Origin of the sequence: Deinococcus planocerae (genome assembly GCF_002869765.1) — a bacterium.
GTDB lineage: Bacteria > Deinococcota > Deinococci > Deinococcales > Deinococcaceae > Deinococcus > Deinococcus planocerae.
On the sequence record NZ_PNOR01000025.1, the window covers coordinates 22,875 to 41,790 of the forward strand.

Annotated in this window: 19 protein-coding genes; 15 read left to right on the forward strand and 4 right to left on the reverse strand. The window is 69.1% G+C overall.

Annotated elements, in window-relative coordinates; all coding sequences use genetic code 11:
• Nucleotides 1-90: 90 nt before the first annotated feature.
• The gene (locus A7B18_RS14520; protein WP_102127416.1) at nucleotides 91-327 is read right to left on the reverse strand and encodes a hypothetical protein; all 237 of its coding nucleotides are present in this window, start codon (nucleotides 325-327) and stop codon (nucleotides 91-93) included.
• A 231-nt stretch (nucleotides 328-558) separates the two neighbouring features.
• Here A7B18_RS14520 and icd point away from each other — a divergent pair, with 231 nt between their 5' ends.
• The 4 genes from icd (at nucleotide 559) to A7B18_RS14540 (ending at nucleotide 4,580) form a co-directional block, all read left to right on the forward strand.
• Nucleotides 559-1,818, forward strand: a complete 1,260-nt coding sequence (icd, locus tag A7B18_RS14525; RefSeq protein WP_102127417.1) for an NADP-dependent isocitrate dehydrogenase — start codon at nucleotides 559-561, stop codon at nucleotides 1,816-1,818.
• A gap of 109 nt (nucleotides 1,819-1,927) precedes the next feature.
• Nucleotides 1,928-2,155, forward strand: a complete 228-nt coding sequence (locus tag A7B18_RS14530) for a hypothetical protein (protein WP_102127418.1) — start codon at nucleotides 1,928-1,930, stop codon at nucleotides 2,153-2,155.
• A complete protein-coding gene (locus A7B18_RS14535) occupies nucleotides 2,152-2,922 on the forward strand; it encodes a class I SAM-dependent methyltransferase (RefSeq protein WP_245872899.1) in 771 nt (256 codons plus the stop codon). Before A7B18_RS14530 ends, A7B18_RS14535 begins: the two co-directional genes overlap by 4 nt.
• 125 nt (nucleotides 2,923-3,047) lie before the next feature.
• The gene (locus A7B18_RS14540) at nucleotides 3,048-4,580 is read left to right on the forward strand and encodes a B12-binding domain-containing radical SAM protein (protein ID WP_102127420.1); all 1,533 of its coding nucleotides are present in this window, start codon (nucleotides 3,048-3,050) and stop codon (nucleotides 4,578-4,580) included.
• A 65-nt stretch (nucleotides 4,581-4,645) separates the two neighbouring features.
• Here the strand turns inward: A7B18_RS14540 and A7B18_RS14545 are convergent, their stop codons facing one another.
• Entirely contained in the window at nucleotides 4,646-5,812 is a 1,167-nt protein-coding gene (locus A7B18_RS14545; RefSeq protein ID WP_102127421.1) for a cation:proton antiporter, read from the reverse strand.
• A 95-nt stretch (nucleotides 5,813-5,907) separates the two neighbouring features.
• On the reverse strand, nucleotides 5,908-6,396 hold the full coding sequence (locus A7B18_RS14550; protein ID WP_180970178.1) for a cation:proton antiporter regulatory subunit: 489 nt from the start codon (nucleotides 6,394-6,396) through the stop codon (nucleotides 5,908-5,910).
• A gap of 151 nt (nucleotides 6,397-6,547) precedes the next feature.
• Here A7B18_RS14550 and A7B18_RS14555 point away from each other — a divergent pair, with 151 nt between their 5' ends.
• From A7B18_RS14555 to A7B18_RS14595, 10 genes are all read left to right on the forward strand, one after another.
• Nucleotides 6,548-7,822 carry a 3-isopropylmalate dehydratase large subunit gene (locus A7B18_RS14555; RefSeq protein ID WP_102127423.1) on the forward strand — a complete coding sequence of 425 codons (1,275 nt, stop codon included), beginning with the start codon at nucleotides 6,548-6,550 and terminating at the stop codon, nucleotides 7,820-7,822.
• Nucleotides 7,819-8,526 carry a hypothetical protein gene (locus A7B18_RS21500; protein WP_146009550.1) on the forward strand — a complete coding sequence of 236 codons (708 nt, stop codon included), beginning with the start codon at nucleotides 7,819-7,821 and terminating at the stop codon, nucleotides 8,524-8,526. The genes A7B18_RS14555 and A7B18_RS21500 overlap by 4 nt, the downstream gene beginning before the upstream one ends.
• A 63-nt stretch (nucleotides 8,527-8,589) precedes the next feature.
• Nucleotides 8,590-9,087 carry a LeuD/DmdB family oxidoreductase small subunit gene (locus A7B18_RS14560; protein WP_102127424.1) on the forward strand — a complete coding sequence of 166 codons (498 nt, stop codon included), beginning with the start codon at nucleotides 8,590-8,592 and terminating at the stop codon, nucleotides 9,085-9,087.
• Between the two features lie 45 nt (nucleotides 9,088-9,132).
• Entirely contained in the window at nucleotides 9,133-9,480 is a 348-nt protein-coding gene (locus A7B18_RS14565) for a hypothetical protein (protein WP_180970179.1), read from the forward strand.
• Between the two features lie 57 nt (nucleotides 9,481-9,537).
• Nucleotides 9,538-9,711 (forward strand): lysine biosynthesis protein LysW, encoded by a 174-nt coding sequence (gene lysW, locus A7B18_RS14570; protein ID WP_102127425.1) that lies wholly within the window; start codon nucleotides 9,538-9,540, stop codon nucleotides 9,709-9,711.
• Nucleotides 9,712-9,794: 83 nt separating this feature from the next.
• A complete protein-coding gene (gene lysX / locus A7B18_RS14575) occupies nucleotides 9,795-10,646 on the forward strand; it encodes a lysine biosynthesis protein LysX (protein ID WP_102127426.1) in 852 nt (283 codons plus the stop codon).
• A gap of 586 nt (nucleotides 10,647-11,232) precedes the next feature.
• Entirely contained in the window at nucleotides 11,233-11,754 is a 522-nt protein-coding gene (locus tag A7B18_RS14580) for a MarR family winged helix-turn-helix transcriptional regulator (protein ID WP_102127427.1), read from the forward strand.
• Complete coding sequence (locus tag A7B18_RS14585; protein WP_102127428.1) at nucleotides 11,751-13,634, forward strand: MDR family MFS transporter; 1,884 nt, start codon at nucleotides 11,751-11,753, stop codon at nucleotides 13,632-13,634. Before A7B18_RS14580 ends, A7B18_RS14585 begins: the two co-directional genes overlap by 4 nt.
• 89 nt (nucleotides 13,635-13,723) lie before the next feature.
• Entirely contained in the window at nucleotides 13,724-14,929 is a 1,206-nt protein-coding gene (locus tag A7B18_RS14590) for an alanyl-tRNA editing protein (protein WP_102127429.1), read from the forward strand.
• A gap of 46 nt (nucleotides 14,930-14,975) precedes the next feature.
• Nucleotides 14,976-16,670, forward strand: a complete 1,695-nt coding sequence (locus A7B18_RS14595; protein WP_102127430.1) for a bifunctional metallophosphatase/5'-nucleotidase — start codon at nucleotides 14,976-14,978, stop codon at nucleotides 16,668-16,670.
• Nucleotides 16,671-16,735: 65 nt separating this feature from the next.
• On the opposite strand, the gene A7B18_RS14600 is transcribed toward A7B18_RS14595, so the two are convergent.
• Nucleotides 16,736-17,905, reverse strand: coding sequence for a M28 family peptidase (locus A7B18_RS14600; RefSeq protein WP_102127431.1), 1,170 nt, complete (start codon nucleotides 17,903-17,905; stop codon nucleotides 16,736-16,738).
• 197 nt (nucleotides 17,906-18,102) lie between these two features.
• Between A7B18_RS14600 and A7B18_RS14605 the strand changes: the two genes are divergently transcribed.
• Nucleotides 18,103-18,897: an SDR family NAD(P)-dependent oxidoreductase gene (locus A7B18_RS14605; protein ID WP_102127432.1), complete on the forward strand. Its 795-nt coding sequence runs from the start codon at nucleotides 18,103-18,105 to the stop codon at nucleotides 18,895-18,897.
• The last annotated feature ends 19 nt before the right edge of the window (nucleotides 18,898-18,916 follow it).

Genomic DNA, 18,916 nt, shown 5'->3' on the forward strand with positions numbered 1-18,916 from the left:
GCCCGGCAGTCTACGGGTCGGCGGCCCATTAAGGAATGAAAAAAACCGGCCCTCTTGCGAAGAGCCGGTCCTGCCAGGCGGTGCTGGGCTTCAGTGGCCGTCGCCGTCTTGCGCCTCGCGCTTGCCCTCGCTGTACTCGGCGTGGGCCTGCGTGTTGTGGACCTCGGCCTTGGCGCGGTCTTCCATCGCCTCGGCGTCGTGCTTGGGGTTGTCGCTGAGGGCCCCGGCCACCTCGTGCCCGGCGGCGCGGGCGCGGTCGGCCCCTTCCTTCAGCTTGGCCCCGGCGGCGTCGGCGAGGTTGCCCAGCGTGCTCTTGTCATCACTCATGCGTGTAGACCTCCTGTGCGGTGGATTCCCGGATTGGGTAGCCACAGGATGCGCCCACAAGCTCAGCCGTGGGTAAGTTGAGGCTTGGCCCTCGCGTCACCCTCCGGGGGCAACGCCTTGACGCTCCGGGGGTCTTGCCGCTTCTGACGGGACCTGAACCCCTGTACCCCGTTCAGGTGACAGGGACGACATTCCCCCCACTTGGGGGTGGGGAGGTAGAGTTGGGCCGTCATGACGAACACCCAGCAGCACGTCAAGGTGCCCACCGAGGGCGAGAAGATCACCATGCAGGGGGAGAAGCTCCAGGTGCCGAACCACCCGATCGTCCCCTTCGTGGAGGGCGACGGCACCGGGCCCGACATCTGGCGCGCGTCCGTGCGGGTGCTCGACGCGGCGGTGGAGGCAGCCTACGGAGGCGAGCGCAAGATCGAGTGGCTGGAGGTCTACGCGGGCGAGAAGAGCGTGCAGGTCTACGGCGAGGGCGAGTGGCTCCCCCAGGAGACCGTGGACGCCTTCGACGAGTACCTCGTCGGCATCAAGGGGCCGCTCACCACGCCCGTCGGCGGCGGCATCCGCTCGATCAACGTGGCGCTGCGCCAGGAACTCGACCTCTACGCCTGCGTCCGTCCGGTGCAGTATTTCGAGGGCGTCCCCAGCCCCCTCAAGCGGCCAGGAGACGTGAACATGGTGATCTTCCGCGAGAACACGGAGGACATCTACGCCGGGATCGAGTACCGCGCCGGAACTCCCGAGGCTGAGCGTGTGCGCCGCTTCCTGATGGAGGAGATGGGCGTCACCAAGATCCGCTTTCCCGAGACCTCGGCCTTCGGCGTGAAGCCCGTGTCGAAGGAGGGCACCGAGCGCCTCGTGCGCGCCGCCATCCAGTACGCCGTGGACAACGGGCGCAAGAACGTCTCGCTCGTGCACAAGGGCAACATCATGAAGTTCACTGAGGGCGCCTTCCGCGACTGGGGCTATGACCTCGCCAAGCGCGAGTTCGGGGCCGTAGAGATCGACGGCGGGCCCTGGTGCCAGCTCCCGAACGGCATCGTCATCAAGGACGTGATCGCCGACAACTTCCTCCAGCAGATTCTCCTGCGCCCCACCGAGTACGACGTGATCGCCACCCTGAACCTCAACGGCGACTACATCTCCGACGCCCTCGCCGCCGAGGTGGGCGGCATCGGCATCGCGCCCGGCGCCAACATCAATTACGTGACGGGCCACGCCGTCTTCGAGGCGACCCACGGCACGGCACCCAAGTACGCGGGCAAGGACGTGATCAACCCCTCGTCGGTCATCCTCTCCGGCGAGATGATGCTGCGCTACATGGGCTGGACGGAGGCCGCCGACCTGATTCTGAAGGGTCTCGACCAGACCATCCAGCAAAGGGTCGTGACCTACGACTTCGCCCGCAACATGGAGGGCGCGACCGAGGTGAAGACCAGCCAGTTCGCGGACAAGATCGTCGAGAACATGCGGGGCGCCTGAAGGCGCGCAGATGGCAGAAGGCTGAAGGCCAACTGCGGGGGCTGGGGCGTGGGCCTCAGCCCTTGTTGCCTTCTGCTTTCTGCCTTTCGCCTTCTGCTACCCTCCCCCCATGACCCGCCTCCTCCTCGCCCTCGCGGGTGTGATCCTGCTCGCTGTGACCGCGCTGGCCCTGGTGTGGCTCGCCGGGCAGGTGCTCGTGGGCCTGGGCTCGTTCATCGTCGGGACGGCGGGCGTGCTGGGACGGCTGCTCGGCTACCTGCTGGGGACGGGGTTGCTCGCCGGGCTGGCCTACTTCCTGGCGAGCGCGTGGCGACCGACGAAGGGGCCGCGCCCTTGACCTCTGCCGACCGGTTCCTGGGCCGGGCGGATGCTTACGCGCAGGGGCGGCCCTCTTATCCGGCCTCGCTCGGGGCGTGGTTGACAGAGCGGGGGTCGCTGGGTGGCACGGTCGCGGACGTGGGGGCGGGCACGGGCCTCTTCACCCGCTTGCTCCTTGCCCACGGTGCCCGGGTCGTGGCCGTCGAACCCAATCCGGAGATGCGCGCCCAGCTCGCGGCAGGACTCGCCGGGGAGGTCGAGGCGGGCCGTCTCACTGTGCAGCCGGGCTCCTCCGAGGTCACCGGACTTCCCGCCGCCTCCGTTTCCCTCATCACCGCCGCGCAAGCCGCCCACTGGTTCACACCCGCGCCGACGGTGGAGGAGTTTCGCCGCGTCCTGACCCCCGGTGGCAAGGTACTCCTGGTCTGGAACGACTGGCGGGGCGAGGAGACGGCGTTCAACCTCGCTTACGGGGCCGTCGTCAACGGCTTCCTCGCCCCCGGCACCCCTGACCTCGCCACCCGCGTCCCTGAGGACGAGCTTCCTCAATTCCTCCCCGGTGGTTTCGAACGCCTCACCTTCGAAAATTCCCTGACCCTCACCCGCGGGCGGCTGTACGCCCTCGCCGGAAGCGTCAGTTACCTGCCATCGCCAAGTGCCCCTACCTACCCGGAGATGACGCGGGCGCTCGACGCGCTATGCGACGCGCACGGGCAGGGCGGCACCGTCACCCTGATGTACCGCACGCACGCCTTCCTGGGACTTCTCGACCCCTTGACCTCTTGACTCCCTGACGGCCCTACCCGTGATTCCCGCTTCATTTGGGGAAACAAGATCCTTTAAACTATTCGATTGTGACGCGCGCTGACTCCTGAGCACCCCTCAGCCCCCAGCGCGATCCGGGAGGCTTCTTGAGTTACTGGCGCAACCAGATCAAACCGCTGCTGGATGCGGAGACGGGGACCATGTTCAAGCAGGCCCCGATCCGCGTCACGCTGGCGTTTCCTAACCGCTATTCCGTGGGAATGGCCTCTCTGGGCTATCAGGTCATCTACCGCATGTTCAACCAGGAAGAGGGCATTGCCTGCGAGCGGGCCTTCCTCCCCGACGATGTGGACGCCTTCGAGCGCACCGGGCAGGCCCTGCCCACCGTCGAGAGCGGGCGGGACGCGGGCGACTGCGAACTCTTCGCCCTGAGCGTGTCCTTCGAGCTGGACCTCACCAACATCATCCGCACCCTCGACGTGGCGGGAATGCACCCCCTGCGCGAGGAGCGCGACGAGAACGACCCCATCGTGATGATCGGGGGGCCCTTCACGTCCTCCAACCCCTACCCGCTGACCCCTTTTGCCGACATCATCGTGATCGGCGACGGCGAGCAGATCGTGCCCGTGGTGTCCGAGGCCCTGCGGGAATCCCAGACCCGCGAGGACTTCTACGACCTGATCGACGGGATGCCCGGCATCTTCCTGCCCGCCCGGCACGTCCACGAGCCGACGTGGGCGACGGCGCCGAAGGAACTGCTGCCCGCCTACAGCCAGATCGTCACGCCGAACTCGGAACTCAGCAACATGTTCCTGGTGGAGGCGCAGCGCGGCTGCCCGCGGCCCTGCACCTTCTGCCTCGCGCGGACGATGTACGGCCCCAACCGCAACAACCAGGCGCAGGAACTCCTCGACACCATCCCCGACTGGGTGGAGAAGGTCGGGCTGGTGGGCGCGGCGCTCTCCGACTTCCCGCACACCAAGTACGTCGGGCGGGTGCTGACCGACCGCGGCATCAAGCTGGGCGTGTCCAGCATCCGCGCCGACACGGTGGACGCCGAACTGGCCGAGATTCTGAAGGCGGGCGGGCTGCGGACCTTCACCGTCGCCTCCGACGCGCCCTCCGAGCGCCTGCGCCGCTGGCTGAAGAAGGGCATCACGACCGAGGACCTGATCAAGACCGCGCAGATCAGCCGCGACCTGGGCTTTTCCGGCATCAAGGTCTACATGATGATCGGCCTGGGGCCCGAGAACGACGACGACATCACCGAGCTGATCGAGTTCACGAAGGACCTCGCCAAGATCAACCGGGTCGCGCTGGGGGTCAGCCCCTTCGTGCCCAAGCGCCACACGCCGCACTTCGCCGACCCCTTCGCGGGGGTGCAGACCATCGAGAAGAGGCTCAAGCGCATTCAGAAGGAGCTGCGGACGACCGCCGAACTGCGCAACGTCTCCGCCAAGTGGGCCTGGGTCGAGTCGGTGATCGCCCGCGGCGGCCCCGAGGTCGGCATGGCCGCCTACTCGATCTACCGGAGCGAGAGCATCGGCGCGTGGAAAAAGGCGCTCGACGAGGTGGGCTGGCGTGACGAGTTCGAGGCGAACACGCCCGCCATCGGCCTGCCGCCCGGGCAGTACGAGCCGCGCGAGGTGAGCGCGCACGCGCAGGGGCTGGCGGTGTAGGGAGGCAGAAGGCTCAAGGTGAAGGCAGATGGCGAGGGGACAAGCCATCTGCCTTTCGCCTTCTGCTATCCCGTCCTTGCCTCCCGCAGCCGCCTGTCCAGCAGCGGCGCCAGTTGTCCGTCGAAGCGCGCCAGGAGCGGCCCCAGAATCGCTGTCAGCAGGACGTACACGGCGGCGAGGGGGCCCAGCGTGGGCACGAGGCCCAGACCCAGCCCGGCGATCAGGATGCTGAACTCGCCGCGCGGGATCAGGGTCGCCCCGGCGCGGAAGCGGCCCCGCGTCTGCACCCCGGCGCGGGCGGCCCCCCACCACCCGGTGACGAACTTGGTGACGCTCGTGATGACGGCCAACAGCACGGCGGGCAGCAGGACGCCCGGCACGGTCCCCAGGTCGAGTTGCAGCCCGAAGAAGACGAAGAACACGGCGGCGAAGAGGTCGCGCAGCGGCTCGATCAGCCCGCGGGTGCGGTCGGCGACCTCTCCGGAGAGGGCGATGCCGACGAGGAAGGCGCCGATGGCCGCCGACACCCGCAGCAGGTCGGCCACTCCCGCCACGACGAGCACCAGCCCGAACACGCTCAGGAGCAGGGTCTCGTTGTTCCGCACGTTCACCACCCGGCTCAGGACGTGCCCGTAGCGCAGCGCCAGGAAAAATGCCAGCGCGAAGGCGTCCAGCGCCACGACCAGATTCACCCCGACCGCCGCCATCGTTCCGCCGATCAGGAGCGCGGCGACGACGGGCAGGTAGACCGCCATCGCCACGTCCTCCAGCACGCACACGGCCAGAACGACGGGCGTTTCGCGGTTACCCAGCCTCCCCAGGTCCGACAAGACCTTGCTGGCGATGCCGCTGGAGGTCAGGTAGGTGACGCCTCCCAGCAATACGGCCCCCAGGGGTGGGAACCCCAGCACCACCCCCGCCACCACCCCCGGTGTGAAGTTCAGCGCGAGGTCGAGCAGCCCGACCTGACGGTTCGCCCGCAGGTTGTCCCGCAGCTCCTGGCTGGTGTACTCCAGCCCCAGCGTGAAGAGCAGCAGCACCGCCCCGATCTCCGCCCCGACGTGGATGAACTCGCCCGGGGCGTCCCCCAGGCGCATGACGGCCCCGAGCACGATCCCCGTGAGGAGGTAGAGCGGAATGGGCGTGATCCCCAGCCGCCCGGCGGCGCGGCCCACGAAGGCCAGGGCGAGGATGACCGCGCCGATTTCCAGGAACAGTTGACCGAGGGACAGAGGAGGGCCTCCAGGGGTGGGGAGCGGGCCGGAGCTGGGGCGCGCGGCGCTCGGTGAGGGGGAGGCTCAGAGAGGGGAGGTGGGGGCCGGGTGCCTCAGCCCTCGCCGCCCAGCAGCCGGGCCGCACGCACCACCCCGCCCGGCGTGCCGACCACGACCACGGTGTCGCCCGCCTCCAGCCCGAACTCGGGGCCGGGGGCGGGGATCGCCTGCCCGCTTCGCATGACCGCCACGATGCTCGTGCCCGTGCGGGTCCGCATCTGCGTTTCGCCCAGTGGGCGTCCGGCGAAAGGCGTGCCCTCGGCGAGAGGTACCCAGTCCATCGCCAGCCCCTCGATGTCCTGGGTCAGCGTGTTCATGTGTCGGGTAATTGTGCTGCCGCCCAGCAGGTCGGCGACCGCCTCGGCCTCCTCGTCACTCAGCACGATGCTCTGCGCGCAGGCGTCCGGGTCGTCCCGCCGGGCCACGAAAATCTCGCGCCGCCCGTCCCGGTGCGTGATCACCCCCACCCGCTTGCCGAAGCGCCCGTCGAAATCGTGCCGCACGCCCACGCCCGGCAGTTGCGTTTCCTCCAGCTTGACCATAGGCGCAGCATAGGGCGGGACGAGCCGCGGCGCAGCGAGGGAGGTGCCCGTCCGCGCCCCAGCGGCAAGACCTGTCATTTGCCAGGCGTCACCGCCACCTGAACAGGCAAGCTCACGGTACGGGTGCAGAAGACACGCGAGACTGGCACCCATGAACGTTCCCCCTCCCCGCCCGCAGACGATGGCGGAAAAAATCCTCTCGCGGCGCGGCGACCGAACCGTCTACGCCGGGGACCTCGCCGTCGTGGAGGTCGATCAGGTCATGGTCGTGGACTCCATCGCGCAGAGCTTCATTCAGAGGATGGAGCAGGACCTCGCTGCCCGCCCCAAGTACCCGGAGCGCGTCTCCATCGTGATCGACCACGTGGCCCCCGCCTCCACCGTCAGCGTCGCGCAGGCGCAGAAGGAGGCGCGCGAGTACGCCGCGCAGGCGGGTGTCCGGCTCTTCGACGTGGGGCGCGGCATCTGCCATCAGGTGTTGATGGAAGAACGCCTCGCGCAACCCGGCTGGATCGTCCTGGGTTCGGACAGCCACTCGACGACCTACGGGGCGGTGGCCGTCTTCGGCACGGGGATGGGCGCGACCGACATCGCCCTCGCCGCCGCGAGCGGCAAGACGTGGCTCAAGGTGCCCGAGAGCGTGAAGGTCACCTTCGTGGGCGAGTTGCGACCCGGCGTGACCGCTAAGGACGCCGCCCTGGAGATGATCCGCGTCCTGGGGGCAGACGGTGCCACCTACCAGAGCGTCGAGATTCACGCCGGAGACCGCTTCACGCGCGGCGAGCGAATGACGCTGGCGAACCTGTGCGTGGAGGCGGGCGCGAAGGCGGGCCTCGTCGTTCCCGGTGGCGAGATTTTGACGGGCTACGGCTACGACATTCCCGACTGGGTATACCCCGACCCCGGCGCCACCTACGTTCAGGACGTGACCATCGACCTCGCCGCCCTGCGCCCTCGCATGAGTGCGCCCTCGGAGGTGGACAACGTTCACGACGTGTCCGAGCTGCGCGGCCTGAAGGTCGATCAGGTCTTCATCGGCACCTGCACGAACGGGCGGCTGGAGGACCTGCACGCCGCCGCCGAGGTGTTGAAGGGCCAGCGGGTCGATCCCTCCACCCGCCTCCTCGTCATCCCGGCGAGCAGCGAGGTCATGGAGGCGGCGATGGGGGACGGCACCCTCCTCACGCTGATGCAGGCGGGCGCGGTGCTGGGCACGCCGGGCTGCGGGCCGTGCATGGGCCGTCACCAGGGCGTGCTCGCCCCCGGTGAGGTTTGCGTCTCGACCTCCAACCGCAACTTCATCGGGCGGATGGGCGACAAGGACGCGAAAATCTACCTCGCCTCGCCCGCGGTGGCGGCGGCGACGGCGGTGATGGGACGGATCGCATTGCCGGAAGATGTGCTTAGAAAGCCTATACCCGTATGATCGTCGTCGGGTATGTCCTAATTGAAGGACATTCGCGAACGGAATGGATGCATTCAAGCGTGCCAGAAACCGTTTACACGCCAACAGAGTGTGTTTGCACGCTCCACCCTTCTAATCTGGCTTTAACGTGGATGGAAGATTCACAAACTAAGACAGTCTACATGGAAGGGCTTCGGCTAGATCAAGAAGAGAGGCAAAAGTTTCAGGCAGAGGTCGATAAGCTCTGTAATGATTCATTATGGGGGACTGACGGCGTATTCTCTGAGTACATGCCTGCTGCCAACTTCCTGAATAGATGGTTTCAGGGACGCCCCGATGTAGGCCTATACGAGTTGTCGATTCCTGATGATCTGCTTCCCAGTTTCCTCGATGCTACTGCGCCCCCTGCTAGCAACACGCTGCTAACCGGAAAACATCTTGCGGCACAAAAAGCCGCCCTTCCTTTTCCTGGTACCAAAGCTCTCGGGTTTGAAGTGTGGGGAGTACAGCCTTGGGGTGATATGCACACTTCCGTCTGTTACGACGTGCGTGATGGGTTCGTTCGTGATCTAGGCGCGACTTTCAATAGATGGGGCCTGCTGCCAACCTTAGAACTCGCACGAGAAGCTGCAATCATGAACAACGATGCGGAGGGTGGCTCGGTAGGGGACAGCTATTGGTTCCCCATTCAAATCGCAGAGATATCGGTTGAAGCGAAGATTTAATTTTATTGTTGACCCTCTGCATCACCCTCGTCCCTGCCATTCAGAAAGAAAGAGGCAAATCCCATGCCCCGAGTCTGGAAATTCGGCGACAGTGTGAACACCGACGACATCCTCCCCGGCAAGTTCGCCCCCTTCATGGCAGGTGAGGACCTGTTCCAGACCTTCGCCTTCCACTACATCCGCCCGGAGTTCGCCTCGCAGGTGCGGCCCGGCGACGTGCTGATCGGCGGGCGCAACTGGGGCCTGGGCTCCAGCCGCGAGTACGCCCCGCAGGCCCTCAAGAAGTTGCAGGTGGGCGGCATCATCGCGCCCAGCTTCGCCCGCATCCACTACCGCAACCTGCTCAACCTGGGCATCCCCGCCTTCGAGGCCGACCTGACGGGTGTGCTCGAAGACGGCGACGAGGTGACGCTGGACGTGGCCTCCGGGGTGCTCACGCGCGGCACCGAGACCTTCCAGCTCCCCCCGCCCCCCGCGTTCCTGACCGAGGCGCTGCGGGAGGGGAGCATCCTCGCCTTCTTCAAGAAGTACGGGCGTTTTCCCGGCGAACCCGCCGAGTAGCCCCCTCATCACTCATCCCCCATTCCTCCTCACTACACTCTGGGCATGGCAACCCTGGAAATCGACTGCCCCGTGTGCGCGGAGGTTCTCGAACTCACCGACGAGGACCGCGCCGATCTGGCCGTCGGCGACGTGATCGTGTGCGACTCGTGCAACGCCGAGATGGAAGTCACCCGCAACGAGGGCGGCGAGGACTTCGAGCTGGAACTCCTCGGCATCCTCACCGTCTGCCCCAACTGCGGCGAGGAGTTCGACGTGACCGACGACATGCTCGCCGCCGCACCCACCGTCCAGGGCGCAGACGGTGTGGAGGTCAGCGTCGTCACCTGCCCCCACTGCCGCGCCCGCATCGAGCTGGAGTTCGAGGACGAGGACGGCTCCCGCGCGGGCTAGGCAACCCCTCCGGCCTAAGGCAGCCTGAGTTAACCTGTCAACCGCAAGGAGAACGCCATGCCGACCATTCAATTTGAAAACCCGGAGACGGGCGCGACCATCGAACTCACCGATCCCGAACTCGGCGAACTCGTCATCGACGACGAGACGGGCGTGGAGTACGAGGTGGTGTCCATCGACCCCCCGCGCCTGGAGCAGGCCCCGCAGGAAGCGGAGGACTGGGGCGAGTAAGGCGCTTTCAGCCGTCAGCGGTCGGCTCTCAGCCCCGTGCTGACGGCTGACCGCTGAAAGCTGACTGCCTCCCCCTACACCTTATGGCCGACCTCGCCATCATCTACGACCGCATCCGCCCCGACGAGAAGATGCTCTTCGCGGCGCTCGACGCTCTCGGCGTGCCCTACGACAAGGTGTACGCGCCGCAGCTCAGGGTGACTTTCGACGACGCCGGGCGCGCCGGGGTGCCGTGGCGCGTCGCCCTCGAGCGCTGCGTGAGCCAGTCGCGCGGGCACGGGGTCACGCGGGCGCTGGAAGGGCTCGGCGTCCGCGTCGTGAATCCCTCCCATGTCATCGAGCTGTGCGGCGACAAGCTCGCCACGAACGCCGCGCTGGCCCGCGCCGGGCTGCCCACGCCGCGCACGGGGGTCGCCTTCGACGGGGAGGCGGCGCTCGCCCTCATCGAGGAGCTGGGCTACCCGGTCGTCCTCAAGCCCACCGTGGGCTCGTGGGGACGGATGGTCAGCCGCATCAATGACCGCGACGCCGCCGAGGCGGTCATCGAGCACAAGGAGGTGCTGGGCGGGCCTCAGCACGGCATCTTCTATGTGCAGGAAATGATCGCCAAGCCGGGCCGCGACATCCGCGCCTTCGTCGTGGGCGGCGAGTGCATCGGCGCGATCTACCGCACCTCCGAGCACTGGATCACGAACACGGCGCGGGGGGCCACGGCGAGCAACTGCCCGGTCACACCCGAGATCGAGGGGCTCGCCCTCCGGGCCGCCGCCGCCGTCCACGGCGAGATCGTCGCCATCGACCTCGTGGAGGACCCGGGGCGGGGCCTGCTCGTCATCGAGATCAACCACACGATGGAATTCAAGAATTCGGTGAGCACGACGGGTGTGGACATTCCCCGCCGGATGGGCGAGTACGCCCTCGGTCTGCTCGGTTAGGTGACAGGCTGGGGCATCATCGCCCCCCGGCTCGTCTCCAACCTGCGGCGGTTTTCCTGTGGAGAGGGGGCCGCTGCTTACCTCGGCCTGGTCTGCGCCCTGTTCCCCAACTGGCCCTGACGAGCGACGACCGCCGCTTCCAATTCACCCGACCACAGGGAGCCGGGACTTTCTGCCCCTCACCGTCAACGCCTGGGCCATCGTCACGAAAGGGGGGACGCGGAGGGCGTGCCGACGTGGTGGCCCATCCGCACACCCTGAGCTTCGCCCACAAGGGTCACGACGCGCCGGAATCGGCTCCGGGGCTGGCACAGTCCCCCGTATCCTTCGTCCTCGAACATCGGGAACGCCTGATCACCCGTGTCCTCGCTTTGGCGGGGCGAGAATTCGCGGCCTGCCGGGCCAGTCACAACACCCTCGCCTCTGCCCTAACTCTCGATGCTGCGGCGCGAGGACAGGTGCCGGTGAAGGTTGCGTTCGTCGGCGTCACCCGCCCACACCGCTCGGCCTGTTTGTCAGCTTGACCCGCCGCTCAGTGTGAAGCATCATACCATCTTATGAGTCAAACCCTTTCAAGCTTGCAACCATGACCGATCCGCTGGCGCAGGCCAACGCCCCGAACGATGCCCACCAGGCCAGTGCCGATGCCGCCCGGCTGGCGGCGGAGATGCGGCGACTGCACCGACTCATCAGCAGCCGGGTGCTGCTGAACATGCAAGACGAGTTGCAGGGCCACGAGCTGAGCTTTACCCAGATGACGGTGATGCACCAGCTCCGCGCGCAGGCCCCCCTGACCGTCACGGCGCTCGCCGACCGCGCCCGCCTGAGCCTGCCCGCGATGAGCCACCTCGTCGAGCGGCTGGTGCGCCGGGGGCTCGCCGAGCGGCGGGAGAACCCGGACAACCGCCGCGAGAAGCTCGTCGCCCTGACCGTCCAGGGTCAGGACATCGTGAACCGGATGGACGCGCAGTTTATCGGCGCCTACGAGACTGCCTTCAGCCGGGTAAGACCCGAGACGATCCGCGCCGCCGCCGCCGCCGTGCGCGCGCTGGTGGCCGAGGTCGGCCCCGGCCCCGACTGTACCCCCCCCTCCCAGGAGAACCCATGACCACTCCCCCCCCACCCGGCGCCCGCGCCGCCGTCGAGCGCATCAACTACGCACAGACGCTCGACATGCGCACCAAGCGCGTGATCCTCTTCGGGGTGCTGCTCGGGCTCTTCCTGAGCGCGCTCGACCAGACCATCGTCTCGACCGCCATGCCGCGCATCGCCCAGGACCTCAACGGGCTGAACCTCTACGCCTGGGTCACGACCGCCTACCTCCTCACGAACACGGCGCTCGTGCCCATCTACGGCAAGCTCTCGGACCTGTACGGGCGCAAGCCCATCCTGATGACCGGCATCGTGATCTTCCTGATCGGCTCGGCGCTGTGTGGCCTCTCCGGTGAGCCCTTCTTCGGCAACCTCTTCGGCGGCGGCATGATGCAGCTCGTCGTGTTCCGGGGTGTCCAGGGCATCGGGGCGGCGGCGCTCGGCTCGGTGGCCTTCGCCATCATCGCCGACCTCTTCGAGCCGGTGGACCGGCCCCGCTACCAGGGCCTGTTCGGGGCCGTCTTCGGCCTCAGCAGCGTGCTGGGGCCCCTGCTCGGCGGCTTTCTGACCGACCAGATTTCCTGGCGCTGGGTGTTTTACGTGAACCTGCCGCTGGGGCTGATCGCCCTGTCCTTCATCGCCTCCCGGATGCCCCGGCTCGCCAGCGGGCTGGAGGCGAAGGTGGACTGGCTGGGCGCGTTCCTGATCCTGGTCTTTACCGTGCCGCTGCTCCTCGCGCTGACGTGGGGGGCGGACGGCAACTACGCCTGGACGAGCCCCCTGATCCTGGGCCTGTTCGGCCTCTCCGCCGCCTCGCTGGTGGCCTTCCTGTTCGTGGAGAGCCGCCACGAGAGCCCGATCCTGCCCTTGACCCTCTTTCGCAACCCCACCTTCGCGTGGGGGGCGGTCGCCCGCTTCCTGATCGGGGCGGGGTTCCTGGGGGCCATCCTCTTCCTGAGCCTGTACCTCGTGAACGTGCAGGGGGTGAGCGCCACCGCCGCCGGGACCGCCACGATTCCCCTGACGGTCGGGTTGATCATCGGCTCCATCGCCTCCGGGCAGATCGCCAGCCGCATCGGTCGGTACAAGCCGCTCATCCTGATCGGGCTGGCGCTGACCGTGGTCGGCTTTTTCAGCCTGAGCACCCTGAGCGCCGACACGCCCTACGGCGGGGTGGTGCTGCGGATGGTGCTGCTCGGCCTGGGCCTGGGGCCCGCGCTGCCCCTCTTCACCACCGCCCTGCAACTCGCCGTCAAGCCCTGGGAGATCGGCGTGGCGACGAGCGCCGGGCAGTTTTTCCAGCAGATGGGCAGCACCATCGGCACGGCGATCTTCGGGGCGCTCCTGACCGCCGGACTCTCGACCCAGTTCACCCGCAACTTCGAGCAGGCCAAGGTCGGCCAGCCCCCCGCCGTGCAGGCGATCCTGACCCAGAGCCAGCAGGCCGCCGCGCGGAACACCGGGGGCGGCTTCGGCGCGGCCCCCCAGGCGGAGGGCACCGACCAGGCCACCGGACTTGCAACCGCGCGCCGTCAGGTGGAGGCCGCCGTGCAGAGCGGCAACGCCGCCGCCCTCGGCCAGATCGCCCAGAACCCGGCGCTCCCGCAGGGCCTGCGTGAGGGGCTGGGCCGCATTCCCGCGCAGGCCCTCGCCACCGAGCAGGGCCGCGCGGGGGTGCTGAGCCAACTGAATGAGCAGTACGCCGCCTTCGAGGCCGCCGGGCAGCGCATCGAGCGGGTGGTGAAGGTCTCCTTCGCGGGCGCCATCGCCAACATCTACCGCTGGAGCATCCTCGTGGCCCTGCTCGCCCTGCTCGCCACGCTGATGATGCCCAACCTCTCCATGCCCACCCGCAGGCGCGGGGAGCGGGTCCCGGCGGCGCACGTCGAGGTCTGAGGGCCGGAAGTCGCGGGAAAGGGGGCGGGCGTGGACGCGGGGTTCACGCCCGCCCCCGTCCCTTGCCCCCACGCTCTACCCTGACGCCCATGACCCGCCCCCTGTTCCGCGAAGACCCGGCCCTCCTCACCTTCGGCGCGACCGTGACGGAGGTGCGGGAGAGGGCCGTCGCCCTCGACGCCACCGCCTTCTATCCCGAGGGCGGCGGGCAGAACGGGGACGCGGGCCGGCTGCGCTGGGACGGGGGAGAGGTCCGCGTGCGGGACACCCGCAAGGGCGAGGGCGGCGTGGTCTGGCACGAGCTGGAGGACGCGGGGCCGGAGGTCGGCACGCCCGTCACGGGCGAGGTGAACGCGGCGCGGCGGTGGCGGAACTCGGGGCGGCACAGCGGCGAGCACCTCCTCGCGCAGGCCTTCCACCGGATCAGCCCCGCCTTCGGGGTGGCGGCGGTGAGTATGCGGAATCCGGAGTCCACCCTCGACCTGCACGGCGACCCCTCCGAGGCCGACGTGCGCGCCGCCGAGACCCTGCTGCGCGAGACGCTCGCCCGCACGCCCCTGACGCTCGACACGCCCACGGTGCCGAGCGCGGAACTGCACCGCTACCCGCTGCGGCGGGAGGCGAAGGTGGAGGGCGACGTGCGGCTGGTGATCTTCCGCGACCCGGAGGGCGTGCCCTTCGACGTGAGCGCGTGCGGGGGCACGCACGTCCCCCACGCCGCGATGGCCGCGCCCGTGGTTGTCCTGCGGACCGAGCGCATCCGGGGCGGGCTGACCCGCGTGTCTTTCATGGCGGGGGAGGAGGCTGCCCAGTACCTGGGCGGGGTATACGCGGAGAGCCGGGCGCTGGCGCAGGACTTCAGCATTCCGGTGGAGCGTCTGCCGGAGCGGGTGGCGGCCCTGACGGAAGAGCGGGCCACCCTGAAGGGGGAGACCGCCACGCTGCGCCAGCGCCTCGCCCACACGCTCGTGCGGCAGGTGCCCGCCCGTGAGGTCGGCGGCGTCCCCCTGCGCGAGGTGACGCTCGACGACGTGGCCCTGCTGCCCCTGGTCCTGACGGACGTGCCCCGGGACGAGGTGGTGGCCGCCCTCGCCCCCGGCGGACGCTGCGGCGTCGGCAGCGCGCGGGAGGACGTGCCCGCCGGCACCCTGCTGGGCCGGGCGCTGGAGGCCGCGGGCGGCAAGGGGGGCGGTCGGCCCGCGCTCGCCCAGGGGACGACCCTGGAGCCTGAGGCGTTTCTGGAGGCCGTGCGGGGGGCCCTGCTCGCGTCCCGGTGGGCGGGGCAGGAGGCCTGAGGCGCCTCACACGCCCCTGACCTCCTTCGTGCGAAAATCGTCACGCATGAAAAGAAACCTGATGCTGGTGGGGACGGCGCTCTCCCTGAGCAGTTGCTCCTCGATTCTCGGCCCGGCCCAGCCCGAGGTGACGGTCACCGTCCTCGGCGTGAACGATTTCCACGGCAACCTCCTGCCGACGAGCTTCCGCGTGCCCGACCCCGCCGACCGCACGAAGACGGTCACCGTGCAGGCGGGCGGCATCGAGACCATCGGGGGCATCCTCGCCCAGACGCGCCAGGAAAACCCCAACACCGTCTTCGTGGGCGTGGGCGACATGACGGGCGCTTCCCCCCTGGTCAGCGGCCTGTTGCGCGACGAGCCCACCATCCTCGCGCTGAGTGAACTCGGCATGGCGGTCAACGTGGTGGGCAACCACGAGTTCGACTACGGCTACGCCGAGCTGCAACGCTTCCAGAAGGGCGGCTGCGACTCGAACGACCCTGGCCGCGCCTGCAAGTACGTCAACCCCTTCCCCGGCGCCTCCTACACCTACATCGGCGCGAACGTCGTGGACGAGAAGACGGGCGCGCTCGCCTTCCCCGCTTACAAGATCGTGCAGGTCGGCCCGGCGCGCGTCGCCTTCGTGGGCGCGGTGCTGAAAGACACCCCCACCGTCGTCACCCCCTCGGGCGTGGCGGGCCTGCGCTTCGAGGATGAGGTCGCCGCGATCAACCGGGTGATCCCGCAGATCAAGCGCGGCAACGTGGACGCCATCGTCGCCCTCGTCCACCAGGGAGGCGCGAGTCCCGACGCCTTCGACGTGGTGAACTGCAAGACGCTCACCGGCCCCATCGTGGACATCGCCAGGGGCCTCGACCCCGCCGTCAGCGCGATCATGACCGGCCACACCCACCGCGGCTACAACTGCCGGGTGCCCGGCCCGGACGGTCAGGAGCGCGTGGTGATCCAGGGCGACGCCTTCGGCCACCTCCTCCAGCGCCTCGACCTGAAGGTGGACACCCGCGCGAACCGGGTGGTCTCCGTCGAGTCGAGAAACGTCCTCGTGGACGCGGCGAACGGCCCCAAGGACGCCGCGATGACGACCATCGTGCAAAAGGCCAAGGCGATCACCGATCCGGTCGCCGGGCAGACCATCGCCACCCTCGGCGTCGAGCAGATCACCCGCGCCCAGAATCCGGCGGGCGAGAGCCCGCTCGGCGACGTGATCGCCGACTCGCAGCTCGCCGCGACCCGCGCCCCCGAGAAGGGCGGCGCCGTGATCGCGTTCATGAACCCCGGCGGCATCCGCGCCGACCTGCCCGCCAACGTGCCCAACCCTGGCCGCCGGGTGACGTACGGCGACACCTTCGCGGTGCAGCCCTTCGGAAACATCCTGGCCGTGATCACGCTGACGGGCGCCCAGATAGGGGCCGTGCTGGAGCAGCAGTTCGACAACCCCTCCGCCGGGCAAAACCGCATCCTCCAGGTCAGCGAGGGCTTCGCCTACACCTGGGACAACGCCCGGCCCAAGGGCGAGAAGGTCGTGGGCATCACCCTGAACGGCCAGCCCCTCGACCCCGCGGCGAGCTACCGCGTCACCGTCAACAATTTCCTCGCGGACGGCGGCGACAACTTCACCGTCTTCGCCCAGGGCACGAATCGCCTGGGCGGCGACGTGGACCTCGACGCCTTCCAGAACTACCTGCGCGGCAGGGAAGTTACCCCGCCGCCGCTGGGCCGCATCACCCGCCTGAACTGAGGCGCGGGCAAGGCAGTGGGGGAGAGGTGCGGTGGCCTCTCCCCCTCACCGTTTCGCCTTCCCGGTCAGCGGCTGGCGGGCGCGGCGCTCAGCACGGCGTCCACGGTCTTCAGGGCCGCGTCCACCGTCTGCCGGACGAGCGCGGGGTCGAGCACGGTGTCGCCCGGCTGGTGGTAGTTGGGGTCGATGCCCGTGTGGAAGAAGAGGGTCGCCACCCCCGCCTGCGCGAAGGAGGCGTGGTCGCTCCCGCCGCCCCCGCCCGAGAAGGAGCGCAGGGCGGGGTTCGCCTCCCGCGCGGCGTTCACGAGCGCGTCGTCGCCGCTCACGCCGAGGGGGTCGACGTTCACGCCCACCATGTCGAAGTTGAACATGGCCCGCAAGCCCCCCACCAGGGCCGCGTTGTCCTTCACGAAGGCGCGCGAGCCGCGCAAGCCGTCCTCCTCGCCGTCGAAGAGGACGAAATAGCTGCGGGCGGCGAGCGGCGTGTTCACCGCGCGGCGCGCGAGGTCGAGCACCGCGAGCGTGCCCGAGAGGTTGTCGTTCGCGCCCGGCGCCCCGGCCACCGAGTCCATGTGGGCGCCGAAGAGCAGCTCGGGCCGCGTCACCCCCGTCTTGAAGGCGACCACGTTCACGCCGCGCACGTCGCCCTGGCGCACCCGCACCGCGAGCGTGACCGGCTGCCCCGCGCGCAGGCCCGCCCCGGTGGCCGCCGAGACCCCCAGCACGGGCAGCTCCACCCGCTCGCCGAGGGTGCCCCCGCGCAGCTCCCCGTCCGCGTTGTTCACGACGATCAGGCCCCGCGCCCCCGCCGCCAGGGCGTTCCGGGCCTTCTGCGCGAAGGGAATCTGCCCGCGCCGCACCACGGCGACCTTGCCCCGCACGTCCGCTCCCCGGAACTCCTCGGGGGTGCCGACACCGGGCACGAGGGCGACGGGCGCGCTGACCTCCCCGCCCGCGCTCCCCTGGAGGGCAACTCCCCGCAGGGTCCGCTCGCCCACCCGCACGTCCGAGCCGAGGTCGTCGAAGCGCGGGTAGGAAAAGGCCTCGCGGCGGGTGGTGTACCCCAGGGCGCGGAACTGCCCTTCCAGGTACGTGCGGGCCTGCTCGTTCGCCGGAGTGCCCGTCACCCGGGGGCCGAACTTCAAGACGGCGGAGAAGTCGTTCTCGATGGAGGCCAGAGCCGTCGAACCCAACAACAACGCGCCCAACACGGCGCGCACTCCCAATTGACGCATGGGGACAGGAGAGCACGGGCGGGGATGAGTTGACCCCCGGAGACATGAGATTGTGCGGGCTGAGCGCAGGGTGTGTGGCCTGCGCTACGACTGTCTGGGCGCCATCTCACGGCGAAGGCTGACCGGACCATGTGCCACACCTTAAGCACGCCTTAACCCACTCTCCGCCTGACCTCACGGCCCTGCACACTACGGACATGACGGGCAAGGGGAAGGCCGCCGGGGGAGAGGGGACGCCGACATCACCGGGGGAGTCCGGCACGGTGATCGTGACGGGCGCGGCGCGGGGGATCGGGCGGGCGGTCGCGGAGCTGTACGCCGAGCGGGGGCACCGGGTGCTGAGCGTGGACCTGGGCATGCCCCCGGTGCTGCGCGGGCAGCCGCGGGTGCGGGCGGACGTGAGCACCGCCGCCGGGCGCGAGCGCATCCTGCGGGCGGCGCGGCCCCTGGGCGCCGTGGGGGTGCTCGTGAACAACGCCGCGTACCAGGGCGCACACGGCGGCGTACTGGAGGTCAGCGAGCGCGGCTGGATGCGCGCTCTGGGCGTGAACCTCACCGCGCCGCTGCTCCTCACGCGCACCCTCTTCGACCTGATGGGGCCGGGGAGCGCGGTGGTGAACGTCGCTTCCGTGCAGGGCCTCTTCGCCGAGCAGAACAACGCCGCCTATAACGCCAGCAAGGGCGGGCTGGTCAACCTCACCCGCGCGATGGCCCTCGACCTCGCCCCGCGCGGCGTGCGGGTCAATGCCGTCGCCCCCGGCGCCATCGCCACGGAAGGCGTCATGCAGGCCATCCACGGCAGCGAGAACCCGGAGCAGACCCGCCGCGACTACGAGGACCTCCACGCCCTGCGCCGCCTCGGCGAGCCGCGCGAGGTCGCCCGGGCGATCTACTTCCTGGGCAGCCCCGAGTCGAGCTTCGTGACGGGCGCGATCCTGACCGTGGACGGCGGCATGACGGCGAGTTTCATGATGGCGGGGAGGCCGGTGTAGGGACGCTGAAGGTCGGCTT

Coding starts and splice junctions, on each gene's coding strand:
- A7B18_RS14520 (WP_102127416.1), bottom strand. CDS start 327: ATGAGTGATGACAAGAGCACGCTGGGCAACCTCGCCGACGCCGCCGGG.
- icd (WP_102127417.1), top strand. CDS start 559: ATGACGAACACCCAGCAGCACGTCAAGGTGCCCACCGAGGGCGAGAAG.
- A7B18_RS14530 (WP_102127418.1), top strand. CDS start 1,928: ATGACCCGCCTCCTCCTCGCCCTCGCGGGTGTGATCCTGCTCGCTGTG.
- A7B18_RS14550 (WP_180970178.1), bottom strand. CDS start 6,396: ATGGTCAAGCTGGAGGAAACGCAACTGCCGGGCGTGGGCGTGCGGCAC.
- A7B18_RS14555 (WP_102127423.1), top strand. CDS start 6,548: ATGAACGTTCCCCCTCCCCGCCCGCAGACGATGGCGGAAAAAATCCTC.
- A7B18_RS21500 (WP_146009550.1), top strand. CDS start 7,819: ATGATCGTCGTCGGGTATGTCCTAATTGAAGGACATTCGCGAACGGAA.
- A7B18_RS14560 (WP_102127424.1), top strand. CDS start 8,590: ATGCCCCGAGTCTGGAAATTCGGCGACAGTGTGAACACCGACGACATC.
- A7B18_RS14565 (WP_180970179.1), top strand. CDS start 9,133: ATGGCAACCCTGGAAATCGACTGCCCCGTGTGCGCGGAGGTTCTCGAA.
- lysW (WP_102127425.1), top strand. CDS start 9,538: ATGCCGACCATTCAATTTGAAAACCCGGAGACGGGCGCGACCATCGAA.
- lysX (WP_102127426.1), top strand. CDS start 9,795: ATGGCCGACCTCGCCATCATCTACGACCGCATCCGCCCCGACGAGAAG.
- A7B18_RS14580 (WP_102127427.1), top strand. CDS start 11,233: ATGACCGATCCGCTGGCGCAGGCCAACGCCCCGAACGATGCCCACCAG.
- A7B18_RS14585 (WP_102127428.1), top strand. CDS start 11,751: ATGACCACTCCCCCCCCACCCGGCGCCCGCGCCGCCGTCGAGCGCATC.
- A7B18_RS14590 (WP_102127429.1), top strand. CDS start 13,724: ATGACCCGCCCCCTGTTCCGCGAAGACCCGGCCCTCCTCACCTTCGGC.
- A7B18_RS14595 (WP_102127430.1), top strand. CDS start 14,976: ATGAAAAGAAACCTGATGCTGGTGGGGACGGCGCTCTCCCTGAGCAGT.
- A7B18_RS14600 (WP_102127431.1), bottom strand. CDS start 17,905: ATGCGTCAATTGGGAGTGCGCGCCGTGTTGGGCGCGTTGTTGTTGGGT.
- A7B18_RS14605 (WP_102127432.1), top strand. CDS start 18,103: ATGACGGGCAAGGGGAAGGCCGCCGGGGGAGAGGGGACGCCGACATCA.